The 12,537-nt window shown below is 45.5% G+C and carries 12 protein-coding genes; 10 read left to right on the top strand and 2 right to left on the bottom strand.

Translation table 11 applies throughout. The annotated features are described in order from the left end of the window. Positions 1 to 64 precede the first annotated feature (64 nt). Positions 65 to 367, bottom strand: a complete 303-nt coding sequence (locus MKY85_RS21440) for a hypothetical protein (RefSeq protein WP_062835531.1) — start codon at positions 365 to 367, stop codon at positions 65 to 67. 351 nt (positions 368 to 718) lie between these two features. Here MKY85_RS21440 and MKY85_RS21435 point away from each other — a divergent pair, with 351 nt between their 5' ends. The 3 genes from MKY85_RS21435 to holA all read left to right on the top strand — a co-directional run bounded on the left by MKY85_RS21435 (position 719) and on the right by holA (position 3,822). Continuing rightward, entirely contained in the window at positions 719 to 1,267 is a 549-nt protein-coding gene (locus tag MKY85_RS21435; protein ID WP_017687205.1) for a sigma-70 family RNA polymerase sigma factor, read from the top strand. Continuing rightward, entirely contained in the window at positions 1,264 to 2,550 is a 1,287-nt protein-coding gene (locus MKY85_RS21430) for a zf-HC2 domain-containing protein (protein ID WP_342570698.1), read from the top strand. Before MKY85_RS21435 ends, MKY85_RS21430 begins: the two co-directional genes overlap by 4 nt. A gap of 255 nt (positions 2,551 to 2,805) precedes the next feature. Then, positions 2,806 to 3,822, top strand: a complete 1,017-nt coding sequence (gene holA / locus MKY85_RS21425; protein ID WP_339236086.1) for a DNA polymerase III subunit delta — start codon at positions 2,806 to 2,808, stop codon at positions 3,820 to 3,822. Between the two features lie 186 nt (positions 3,823 to 4,008). Here holA and rpsT read toward each other — a convergent pair whose 3' ends face one another. Next, a complete protein-coding gene (gene rpsT, locus MKY85_RS21420) occupies positions 4,009 to 4,281 on the bottom strand; it encodes a 30S ribosomal protein S20 (protein WP_024628504.1) in 273 nt (90 codons plus the stop codon). A gap of 175 nt (positions 4,282 to 4,456) precedes the next feature. Here rpsT and gpr point away from each other — a divergent pair, with 175 nt between their 5' ends. The 7 genes from gpr (at position 4,457) to hrcA (ending at position 12,503) form a co-directional block, all read left to right on the top strand. After that, positions 4,457 to 5,458 carry a GPR endopeptidase gene (gene gpr / locus MKY85_RS21415; RefSeq protein ID WP_253439436.1) on the top strand — a complete coding sequence of 334 codons (1,002 nt, stop codon included), beginning with the start codon at positions 4,457 to 4,459 and terminating at the stop codon, positions 5,456 to 5,458. A 150-nt stretch (positions 5,459 to 5,608) separates the two neighbouring features. Then, the gene (locus MKY85_RS21410; RefSeq protein WP_339256496.1) at positions 5,609 to 6,904 is read left to right on the top strand and encodes a stage II sporulation protein P; all 1,296 of its coding nucleotides are present in this window, start codon (positions 5,609 to 5,611) and stop codon (positions 6,902 to 6,904) included. A 54-nt stretch (positions 6,905 to 6,958) separates the two neighbouring features. Beyond that, a complete protein-coding gene (locus tag MKY85_RS21405) occupies positions 6,959 to 7,318 on the top strand; it encodes a hypothetical protein (protein WP_339256494.1) in 360 nt (119 codons plus the stop codon). Positions 7,319 to 7,463: 145 nt separating this feature from the next. Then, positions 7,464 to 9,278, top strand: a complete 1,815-nt coding sequence (gene lepA, locus MKY85_RS21400) for a translation elongation factor 4 (RefSeq protein WP_076332291.1) — start codon at positions 7,464 to 7,466, stop codon at positions 9,276 to 9,278. A 163-nt stretch (positions 9,279 to 9,441) separates the two neighbouring features. Next, positions 9,442 to 10,626: a radical SAM family heme chaperone HemW gene (hemW, locus tag MKY85_RS21395; RefSeq protein ID WP_342570697.1), complete on the top strand. Its 1,185-nt coding sequence runs from the start codon at positions 9,442 to 9,444 to the stop codon at positions 10,624 to 10,626. A gap of 118 nt (positions 10,627 to 10,744) precedes the next feature. Next, positions 10,745 to 11,215 (top strand): N-acetyltransferase, encoded by a 471-nt coding sequence (locus MKY85_RS21390; protein WP_017687214.1) that lies wholly within the window; start codon positions 10,745 to 10,747, stop codon positions 11,213 to 11,215. Positions 11,216 to 11,471: 256 nt separating this feature from the next. Further along, positions 11,472 to 12,503 (top strand): heat-inducible transcriptional repressor HrcA, encoded by a 1,032-nt coding sequence (hrcA, locus tag MKY85_RS21385; RefSeq protein WP_342570696.1) that lies wholly within the window; start codon positions 11,472 to 11,474, stop codon positions 12,501 to 12,503. Positions 12,504 to 12,537: the final 34 nt, after the last annotated feature.

Below are 12,537 nucleotides of genomic sequence, written 5' to 3'. Positions count from 1 at the left end.
CACTCCACGAAGGAGAATATCGGAAAACGGGCCATTTTTTCAAAATGTAGAAGAAATATAAGAACTACTCCACGCCATCCTTAAAGTGTTTGTTCCAATGTTTGTCACCCTTGTGCAACAGATCTTCTACCGTTTTTTCAAGAGTCATCAACAGCTGTGCTCTGACATCAAGTACGGTTTCTCTGTACAAGCGTTCTTCCGATCCAACGATTTTATCGCCGTATAATGCCTGTGCAGCTACATACTTACGATGTTCCTCAACCAGAGTATCAATGGACTCCAGTGCATGTTCCACAAAGTGGGAAATACTTTGGTATTCTTTGGGCATTTGTTCTTTTAAAGCTTGAATTTTCGCTAGAGCTGGCATGCTCATCACCTCGTGTTTTATGAATGTAAATTTACAATACACCATTTTCATGAAAATTGCATTAAAATCAGCTTAAATTTGGACAAATTTCGACTTTTTTTTATTTTCAGAACCAAAAAGTGCTTAGCTATAATGTATGCCATTGCATTTGAATTGAGTCGTGTAAGTAATGGAATCCCTTTTGGATACGTTTGGTGACTCGTTATGCAATTTCTGTTATTCTAAGAGAAGATTTCAGCGGCCCAAATACATACGCCGTTATTTTGTTATGGCAAATTAAAAAATACTTAACTTTGCAACAATTTTATTGATGATCACGTCTGTAAGGTTGCAGGGAGAGGGGGATCCTTTGTGGTAGAGCCGGAACTCATCAGAGCCGCTCAATCGGGCGATCGCGACGCTCTAATTACCCTATTGCGGGAGATTGAACAACATGTCTATCGGACCGCATATTACATTCTAAATAATGAACAGGACGCTTTGGATGCTGCTCAGGAAGCATTGATCCGAATTTACACCAAAATCAACTCATACGAAGAAAAAGCCCAATTTAAAACCTGGGTACAACGCATCGTCACGAACATCTGTATTGATAAATTCAGAAGAACCAAACCATCCGTCTCCATTGACGAACATGACATGGTTTTTCAGGATAATCAGGATGTGGAGTACGAGGTCATGTCTACATATGTGGCCCAAGACATTCAGGATGCGATCAACAAGCTTCCCGAGCATCATCGGACCGTTATTGTTCTAAGATATTTGCAGGACTTATCCTACAATGAAATTGCGGATTGTCTCGATCTTCCATTGAATACGGTGAAATCTTATTTATTTAGAGCCAGGCAGCAATTACAGAATCTACTACAGGAATATCAGAAAGGTGGTGTGACAGGATGAAATGCGAAGAGGTGGTGGAATGGATGCACCGCTATCTGGATCATGATCTGGGCGAGGCGGAAACCGCGCAGATGCTACAGCATGTGGCGAAGTGTCCGGAGTGTGCCGAGAATTTTAGTTTACTCAGAGCTCTTTCCAGAGAACTGGAAGAATTACCGCAAGTAAGCCCGAGATTCAGTCTGGTTGATGCAATTATGCCACAACTTGATGCCATTGACGAAGCGCGGAAGGAACAAAGCAGCACCATACAGGAAATGAATCCTGTCCCTGCTACATTTGAGAATTTACAACGTTCAAGTGAGCGGAAAACGAAGCAAAAATGGCTCAACTCGATGGCAGGACGTATGTCCATGGGGGCAGCGGCTGCGGCAGTTGTATTGGGATTTGCCATCTGGGGATATCAGCCTGAACAGATTGAGAATGCCGATTCCATGATGCTGAGCTCTGGAGCTTCTCAAGAGAGTGGCAATGTGGATGAGAATCCATTGAGCAAGAATATTGAGAATAATGATCCAGCAGCTTCTTCCACACCAAGCAGCAACGATGTATTTGTGGATAATTCGAATACTTCCTCAACGGAAGGGGATAACCTGGGAACAGAAACAACTCCCGAAGAGAATGGTGGAGAAAAGGTGCAGGAGCCTGAGGTTCGGTCAGATCCGACTCCTCAACAACCGGCTACTGAATCAACGCCTTCTTCAAATAAAGGAACACAAGACAATTCGTCCAAAACACCTACGACCGATAATCAAAGGAATCAAGTTCAGGATCAAGATTCCGAGCAGAAAAATCCAGATTCAGGAAGTGCGCCCAGAACTCCTGCAGATGGGGAAGAGAATGGAGTAACTGAAACAGACAATGGAGATTCCTTCACTTCTCAGACAATCGTACCGAATGTAAATGAAGATGCTCCGATAGAAGGTAATTCTGCTCCTGATTCCGCTACATCCGCTGCAGGTACAGACGCCTCTGGAGGAAGCCAAGGATTCGCAGCAGGACCGGATCAGGAGATGAGTACAACGGCAGCACCAAAAGAATGGAAATCACCTGACGGCTCTTATGTAGTTATGCTTATTGGTGATCAAATCAGCATATACTCGAAACCTGTGGGCGAACCGGATGTTCTAAATTTGGTTGAACAACGCAGTATAGAGGGCACACTGAAGTCAGCGAGTTGGTCTAAGGATGGTACCCTATTTAATTACGAAACGGACAAGGACGGAACAACGGCGAAGAATTCGTTTAATGTACCTGCCGTTTCAGGTGGAGCTTCTGCGAAATAATTAAGATTGGGAAGTTCACTCCTCAAACGAAAGAACATTTTCAGTATGACAAGCATATAATGGAAGTAACAAAAAGTCCTATCTCAGTTCAAACAACTGACGTCGTATGACCGCGCGCTGGCTTTTTCTAGAATGGCTGGTGTCTGCGTTTATATAGATGTAGGACAGGGGACCTTCATCCGCAACTGGATGTAAGGTCCCTTTGTTGTCTTGCGCTTTTTCTGGTAGGATAAGAGGGATAAGGAGGCGCCGTGAATGGATGTAAAAAGTGCAACAAAGGCAATACGTAATGGAGAAACGGCACCGATCTATGTGCTGTACGGAACGGAGAAGTACCAGATACAGCAATTTACGGATATGTTAAAAGAACAGGTTATTGAAGAAGAACATCGTGATTTTGCGATTATTCCATATGATTTGTCTGAGACGGCTGTGGAGGTCGTTATTGAAGAAGCAGAGACCGTACCTTTTCTCGTTCCACGCAAATTAATTATTGTAAGGGACGCGAGCCTGTTCACTGCAGGTAAAGAATCCAAGATTGAACATCAGGTTGATCGTCTGCTTACATATATGGAAAATCCGGCAGATTACAGTACGATTGTTTTCCTGGCCCAAGGGGATAAGCTGGATGAGCGCAAGAAACTGGTGAAGGCTGTCAAGAAACAGGCAGTCGTTCTTGCTTTTGCTCCACTAAGTGGAGATGAGCTGTTGAATTGGATCGTGAAACTGGCGAAGCAGCGGGATGTTTCCTTGGAGACAGGAGCGGCGGAAACATTAATCAACTATGCAGGAACAGGTCTTCAGACCCTGTCTGCTGAAGTAGACAAGTTATGTTTGTTTGCGGGTAATGGTGGGACTATTAAGCGTGCTGATATTGAATCGCTGGTTGCCCGCAGTACAGAGCAGAATGTATTTTCACTGGTGGAAGAACTGGCTAATTTGCGACTGGAGAAGGCATTGGCTCTGTTCTATGAGTTGCTGAAGCAGCGGGAAGAACCGATTAAAATTGCGGCTTTGATCGCTCGGCAGTTTCGGATCATGATTCAAGTTAAAGAGTTGGGCCAACAAAGCTACTCCCAACAGCAGATCGCCAGTCAGCTTGGCCTGCATCCATATGCCGTTAAGATTGCTGGAGAACAAGCTCGCAAGTTTCAGGCGGATCGTCTGAGAATGATCTTGAGTCACCTCAGCGAACTGGATTACCAGATGAAAACAGGAGCGGTGGATAAAGTACTTGGTCTGGAGCTGTTCTTATTAAGACTTGGTGCGTAAAAAATAGGTACCGTAATAGATTACTAGTGTAAATAACAAACAAAGCGACCTTTGCTCCATGATGGTTAGATCATCGGAATAAAGGTCGCTTTGTCTGTGTCTTATACTTATCGAATCAGATACTAAAAAATCCTGAAAGCCTATGCTGTTCAGGATTTTTCCATTGGATCGTATAAGTAACGCTTCTTACGCTTGTGCGGAAAGAGCGTTCAGTTTTTTCGCCAAGCGAGACTTTTTGCGTGCTGCAGCATTTTTATGAACCAGACCTTTAGTTACAGCCTTGTCCAGCTTTTTGGAAGCAGCTTGAATCGCAGCTTTTGCAGTATCAACTTCGTTACTTACCAGAGCAGCATCAGCAGCTTTAACAGCTGTACGGAGTGCAGACTTCTGGGAAGCGTTGAGTGCGCGGCGCTTGTCGCTCGTTTTTACGCGTTTAACAGCGGATTTGATGTTTGGCATTACATTCACCTCCTGTAAGGCATTTGCATGAATACAAACGTTTCACAACTTAAAATATTCTATCACGCTAGCATGTAAAATGCAACAGATATTCCTACGATGTTCGACATGCTGCATAAAGAAACTCTTTTTCCCACACAATATGCTCAAATGCGGTAAGGGAGGCAGGGACAGAATGACACTGGATTTGCAAAACTATACAGTTCGTACCGATTTGGCCATCGACTCCAAGGAAATGGCGCAAGGTGGACAGAAACAGACGATTCCCGGATTGCGGGAAGATGTGGAAAAAAAAGAGGGCATTACAATTACACGTATTGATGTACTTAATGATGAAGCAGCCACAGCCATTGGTCGGGTGAAAGGTCATTATGTCACGTTGGAAGTCCCCTCACTACGGAATGGGGATACGGATTTACAGGAACGTGTTGCTGCCGAGTTCACACGCGAGATGGAAGATTTTATGATCAAGGCCGGAATCAACAAAACATCCAAGGTCTTGATTGTTGGTCTGGGCAACTTGAATGTCACCCCGGATTCACTCGGTCCACTTGTTGTGGAAAATCTGATGGTAACCCGTCAGTATTTCGAATTGGTGCCCGATCAGGTTGCGCCAGGATATCGGGAGGTCAGCGCAATTGCTCCTGGTGTGTTAGGGACAACGGGCATTGAATCCAGTGACATCGTACAGGGGATTGTAGACCGGACCAAGCCAGATGCTATTATTGCAATTGATGCCCTGGCCTCCCGTTCTCTGGAACGTGTAAATACAACCATTCAGGTAGCCGATATTGGTATCCATCCTGGTTCCGGTATTGGAAACAAACGGCGTGGCCTGACTCGTGAGATATTAGGCGTGCCATGCATCGCCATCGGAGTGCCTACCGTATGTTATGCGTCCACCATTGTGAACAATGTGATTGAGATGATGCGCTCACACTTCCGCCAGGAAACGGATCAGACAAAACAGATCATGGGCATGCTGGACGACATTGGTGAGCAAGATCGCTTAAGTCTGGTCAAAGAGGTACTGGAGCCGCTGGGTCATGACCTCATTGTTACTCCGAAGGAAATCGATGAGTTTATTGAGGGCATTGCCAACGTCATCGCCACGGGACTTAATGCCGCACTCCATGATGCAGTGAATCCTGATAACGTAGCTGCTTATACACATTAAAACTTAAAACTTAAAACTGAGAAGAAGGTCCGAATCTATCGGACTTTCTTTTTTTTGTTTCTGGAATCTTTCATTTTCCTGTTCTATCAGATTGGGCGGGCTCATAGAGTTGAAGTATAAGAGTTGTCCAGCAGGGAAGGAGACAGCAGAATGAACAAGATATTGGCCTGGAATATTGGAAAGTGGAAAAAAAGATGTCTGCACGTGCTGGCCATGGGCCGTACGTTGTTGTTGCTTATGATCATATCTGCCTTGTTTTTTGTCGTACTTGGTCTTGGGGGCATGGCAGAGAAACGCTTGAATAATTCCCCCGTTTCTTCGATGAAAGGATTTGCGAGTGCTGTATCAAGCCGCTTTTTCGTCGATATGCTCGGTATGGAGATGCCCCATCTCACCCAGAAAGAACAGACCTCTGCCATATCCGGTGAGAATCTCACTTCATTTGTTTTCCAATTACTAACGAATGTAAATCCTCAAGATCCCAAGAGCCTGATTGCGAGAGAAATGCCGGGCATGGGTTCCAACCAACCTGTTCTGCTCCGTCCTGGATCTGGTAACGAAAAGGCAGAGGCTCCCGAAGATTATCAGCCCGGTCCTGGTCTTACGGATACAGCTTCCGCAGGTGGAGGGAAACCCGGTAGTGAACTGCATGTTCCACCAGGTCAGGACAATACGGATCCGCCTGATTCGAGCGAGCCTGGGGATGGAGAAGGCAAGGCAGATCCCCCAGCGAAGAATGGAGAGAAAGATAATTCAGGCTCCCCGACAACAGGCAAAAAATCAATTCTTATCTATCATTCCCATCCACGGGAAGGATACAATCCATTGCTAGGTACCAAAAGTGATAATCCATCATCAGGCAAATCAACCGGCAATGTGTTTCAAGTGGGCACCTATCTCTCAGACAGTCTGGAGAAGCTGGGAATCGGCGTAGAGCACGCCAAGGATGATTACCCGACTAAAGTAAAGGATTATAACTGGAACTATTCCTATAAATATTCTCGTCAAACGGTAAAAGCGGCACTTGCTCAAAATGATGATCTGACGTATCTCATAGACATTCACCGCGATTCACAGCGTCATGGCAAAACAACAACGACAATTAATGACTTGGGCTACGCCAAAGTGTATTTCATTATTGGACATGAAAATCCAAATTGGCGGCAGAATGAAGCCTTTGCAGCGAAAATCCATAAGAAGCTGGAAGCCAAGTACCCGGGAGTATCCCGTGGTGTGTGGGGTAAGGATGGCGGAGGCGCCAACAATGGAGAGTATAACCAAACACTTTCACCCAACAGTATTTTGATCGAGATAGGCGGCATTGACAATACAGGAGCTGAGTTACAACGGACATCAAAGATCCTCGCAGATATGATTGCCCAAGTGTATTGGGAAGATCAGAAGGTGGACAAAGCAAGTGCGGAAACCTCGTCGCAGGGTGGGTAGGGATTATATATGTAAGAAGATGAAAATAGTAGAGAGTGACAGGAGGCTAAGCATATGTCCAGATTCGGTAAAAGACTATTATCCATGGCTGTATTAATGTTGTTGGGTGTTCTGTTTGGAATGCAGCTGGCTGGCGGCAACTTTCAGACTGGCAATCCATCAGGAGACACGTCAAACGTGGTAACAACTGAGCCAACTTCCCCGGTTACCGAATCTGTTCCAGCTGCACCTGTGCAAAAGGAAATCAAAGAACCCCCATTTGTACCTGTTCAGTCGCCAAGCCAAGTGCTTGGGGCAGATCAGAGTAAGGCTCCGGTCGATGTGTTGGCAGACAAAACGGCAGGACTATTGCAAAATCTCTCACATAGTGGAATCAAGTGGGTGGTCTCTCTTTTTAGCGGCGTTGCTGAATAAAATACCATGGATTAAAGGTACAATATAACCTCTAGGAGTGTATGATCACACTTTATTGTAAAGTTGAGACATCACGGGATTGATGCACTGTGCTTCAACTGTTATAATGAAGTGATTGACACTAGGCTGTTTCTGGGGGTAAGGAATGACTGACATTCGGGCAAGACAACGTAAAATTCGTAACTTTTCTATTATTGCACATATAGATCACGGCAAATCAACACTTGCGGACCGGATCTTGGAGCACACAGGTGCGCTCACTTCGCGTGAAATGCAGGAACAGGTTCTGGATAAGATGGACCTTGAACGCGAACGTGGAATAACAATCAAGCTACAAGCAGTAGCTTTGACTTACAAAGCGGATGACGGTGAAGAGTATTTATTGAATCTGATTGATACACCAGGACACGTAGACTTCACATATGAAGTATCACGCAGTCTTGCTGCATGTGAAGGTGCTCTGTTGGTTGTGGATGCGGCTCAGGGAATTGAAGCCCAAACACTTGCCAATGTGTATCTGGCACTGGATAACAACCTTGAAATTCTACCAGTTATCAACAAAATTGACCTTCCAAGTGCTGATCCTGAACGGGTGAAGCAGGAAGTGGAAGATGTTATTGGTTTGGACACAAGTAATGCGGTTTTGGCTTCGGCCAAATCAGGCATCGGAATCAAAGAAATTTTGGAGCAAGTGGTGCAAAGTGTTCCTGCACCAACCGGTGATCCTGACCAACCTTTGAAAGCGCTGATTTTTGATTCGCACTATGACCCGTACAAAGGTGTAATCGTATATGTACGTGTTGTCGACGGCAAAATCAAATCCGGTTCCAAAATCAAAATGATGGCAACAGGTAAATCATTTGAAGTCATTGAAGTTGGTGCGTTCAAACCTCGCATGACCATCGTGGACGAGCTGAACGTGGGTGATGTTGGATTTATCGTTGCAGGTATTCGGCATGTTGGCGATACACAAGTCGGGGATACCGTAACGGATGCCAAAAATCCAACACCAGAGCCTTTGCCGGGTTATCGTAAAATTAACCCAATGGTGTACTGTGGTCTCTATCCGATCGAAACCTCCGACTATGTTGATCTGCGTGAAGCATTGGAGAAATTGCAGTTGAACGATGCGTCTCTGAGCTTTGAACCGGAAACATCCAGTGCACTCGGTTTTGGATTCCGTTGTGGATTCCTTGGACTGCTTCACATGGACGTTATTCAGGAGCGGATCGAGCGGGAGTTCAACATTCCGTTGATTACAACGGCACCAAGTGTAATCTACCACGTCACTTTAACGAATGGTGAAGTGATGAAAATCGACAACCCATCCAACTATCCTGAGGTGGGACGGATTGATTACGTCGAGGAACCATATGTTAAGGCAGATATCATCGTACCGAATGATTATGTAGGTACCATTATGGAACTGTGTCAGAATAAACGCGGTGAATATGTGAATATGGAATATCTGGACACGACCCGGGTTACCATTACCTATGAAATTCCGTTGTCCGAGATTGTATATGACTTCTTCGACCAGTTGAAATCCGGTACCAAAGGATATGCGTCTCTGGATTATGAGCTGTCCGGTTACCGTCAGTCCAATCTGGCGAAAATGGATATTGTACTTAATGGCGAGCAGGTTGATGCCCTGTCCTTCATCGTTCACCGTGACCGTGCCTATAACCGCGGACGCATTGTCTGTGAGAAGCTGCGCGAGCTGATTCCACGGCAAATGTTCGAGGTGCCGATTCAAGCATCTGTAGGTACCAAGGTCGTTGCCCGTGAAACGGTAAAAGCCATGCGTAAAAACGTACTTGCCAAGTGTTATGGTGGTGACATCTCGCGGAAACGGAAACTGCTTGAGAAGCAGAAGGAAGGTAAGAAGCGGATGAAGCAGGTTGGTAACGTTGAGGTGCCGCAAGAGGCATTTATGGCGGTACTGAAAATTGATGATTAAGACGTTTGCTTGCAAACGTCACGTGAATCCTTTCGGTACATCAATAATTTGTGTATGAAAGGATAAACGATATCTTTTCTCAGGTACAACACAGAATATTAAATAACGAAGCTGAAAGGGAAGCCGGATGGCTTTCCTTTTTTCAAATAGAGGGGGACTTGCCATGACATTGGCAGCACACAGCCGGAAGACAGGTGCGCCCCAAGCGGTGTATCTACACATTCCCTTTTGCACGAATAAGTGTTTTTATTGCGACTTTAACTCCTACGTTCTGAAAGAGCAGCCCGTGATGCAATATCTCGAAGCGCTGGAACGGGAGATGGAACATACAGTTAAGGCAAATCCACCGGGTGAGATCAAGACCATATTTGTAGGTGGTGGTACGCCAACAGCTCTGAAACCGGATGAAATGGCCGTATTCCTTCGTTCAGTGAAGACGTATTTCCCCAATTGGGCCGACGATATTGAATTTTCGATGGAAGCGAACCCGGGGACAACCGATGCGGAGAAGCTCGCTGCAATGAAAGAAGGCGGCGTAAACCGTGTCAGCTTTGGCGTTCAGGCTTTTCAGAATGATCTGCTGACAGGCATTGGCCGTATTCATAATACAGATGATGTATATCGGAGTCTGGAGAACGCTCGAAAAGCGGGACTGACTAATCTGTCCATTGACCTGATGTTCGGATTGCCGAACCAAACTGTAGGGATGTTGAATGAGAGTATCGACAAAGCGCTGGAACTGGATCTGCCGCATTACTCCATCTACAGCCTGAAAGTGGAAGAGAATACCCTTTTCCATACACTGTATCAGAAGAACCAACTCCCTCTTCCTCATGAAGATGATGAGCTTGAGATGTATCTTCTATTAATGAGACGTATGAAAGAAGCAGGCTATGGACAATACGAAATCAGTAATTTTGCCAAGTCAGGCTTCGAGAGTCGTCACAATATTACGTACTGGCGCAATGAGGACTACTACGGTCTGGGTGCAGGTGCACATGGATATGTAGGCCGCGAACGTCATATGAATATTAAAGGTATAAACCCTTATGTTGAAGCTTCACGAGCAGGATTGCCTCGTCTGGATCATTTTGAGATTGCTCGCCCGGAGGCTATGGAAGATTATCTGATGGTTGGACTGAGAATGCTGGAGGGGGCTTCAGCCTCACGGTTTAGCGAACAGTTTGGAGAGTCCATGGAAGAAGTGTTTGCGAAGCCTTTGGGTAAAATGTTGAACGCAGGGTTGCTTGAGCGTACGGCAGACGGCTTCCGACTGAGCGAGCAGGGTATCCTGTTCGGAAATGACGTTTTTGCGGAGTTTATCGGGTCCATATCGCTGAATTCGTAGCTTGAAATTCTATACGCTCTGTTGTATATTTATTCATATTGATTTTACAGAGCGTGTTAATTTAACAACTACGAAGTCAGCTTTCCTCTGGAAAGCTTGGTAATAGGAGGAGAGCAGGATGTCGGTAATATGCAGAAAAGCCGTGCCGGAAGATGTTGAACCACTGTATGAAATGATTAAGGGCTATGCAGAGCGTGGGATCATGCTTCCGCGATCACGGGAAATACTGCACCGGCAGCTGGAGCACTTTGTTGTAGCCGAAGTTGATGGTGAAGTGGTGGGTTGCGGATCGCTTTGTCGTCTGGGGAATGATCTGGTAGAAGTCAGATCACTCGGTATCTCGGAAGGGCACAAAGGGCTTGGTATTGGCTCCCGATTGTTGGATCGATTGGTAGAAGAGGCGGAGAAACAACAGATTCCCAAGGTGATGGCGTTGACATATGAAGTATCCTTCTTCCTCAAAAACGGCTTTGCCGTGGTGGAAAAAGAAATTTTCCCCGAGAAAGTATGGACGGACTGTGTTCATTGCAGCAAGCAGGATTGTTGTGACGAGATCGCGGTATTGAAAGAGCTTAACGTTTCAGCTTAACAATTGAATGGACTGCATGGATCGAGCCGAGTCAGCCTCTGCCCTACATGCAGTCTTTTTTGACTTCAAAGTATGCTCAATAAAGTATGTTAGGACTCGTCGACATTGGTCTATACTATAAATAGATGAGCCCACTCATCAAACTCACTTGACAATGTTCACGTCAGTTTGGTATTTTTGTATTACCGCTTAGCACTCATCTAACCGGAGTGCTAACGACATGGGACAGTACAGTCAGAAGGAGGGAATACTCACCATGTTAACAGAGCGTCAACGAATGATTCTGAACGCTATAGTGGATGACTATATCCGTTCAGCTGAGCCCGTAGGGTCCCGGAGCATTTCCAAAAGGGGAGTTGTTGGATACAGTCCGGCGACGATCCGTAATGAAATGGCGGATCTTGAAGATATGGGCTTTCTGGAACAGCCGCATACATCGGCTGGACGCATTCCATCCCATAAAGGCTATCGATATTATGTCGATCATTTGGTTCCCTGGAATCAGGTGGAGCCTCAGGAGTTGGATGATCTGAAGTCGTTCTTCGCTGAAAAGCTGAACGTCATGGAACAAGTTATTCAGCATGCATCTAATATTTTGTCACATATGACCAATTATACTTCAATCCTGCTTGGGCCTGAAGTATTCCATACGTCCCTGCGTCACTTCCAATTGCTTCCGCTGAACGAGAGTGAAGCTGTGGCAATCATTGTGACCAATACAGGTCAGGTAGAGAACAAGACCGTCCAGATTCCACCAGAAATCTCGGTTGCCGAGATGGAAAATGTGGTTCGTTTGTTAAATACCAAGCTTGTGGGCGTACCCATCTACAAATTAAAATCCCGTCTTTATACCGAACTTGGGCAAGAGATGGAGCGGCATATTACACGTTACGAGGAAGTTATGCAGGTGCTGAACAGTGCCTTTGACAATGAACATGATAATCGTCTGTTCCTCAGTGGTGCCACCAATATGTTGACTCAACCGGAGTTTAAAGATATCGAAAAGGTAAAAGATATTCTTGACCTGCTGGAAGAGACACCAACACTCATGAAATTGATGATGCCTGTGCCGGGTGGATCTGGTATTCAAGTGCGAATCGGCACTGAGAATGATCATGAAGCCTTTGCCAACTGCAGCCTGATTACAGCCTCCTATTCATTGGACGGTGAGGCTTTGGGTTCGATTGGTATTCTCGGACCCACGCGAATGGATTATGCACGTGTCATTCATATTCTAAATACACTATCCCGTGACTTGACGGCGATGCTGACGCATCGGTTCAAATAAGATTCGGGAATGAACCATTTCATTCGTATAAGGA

It is taken from the genome of Paenibacillus sp. FSL R5-0749, from assembly GCF_038595085.1.
Lineage (GTDB): Bacteria > Bacillota > Bacilli > Paenibacillales > Paenibacillaceae > Paenibacillus.
This window is presented reverse-complemented; position numbering and strand designations above follow the sequence as displayed.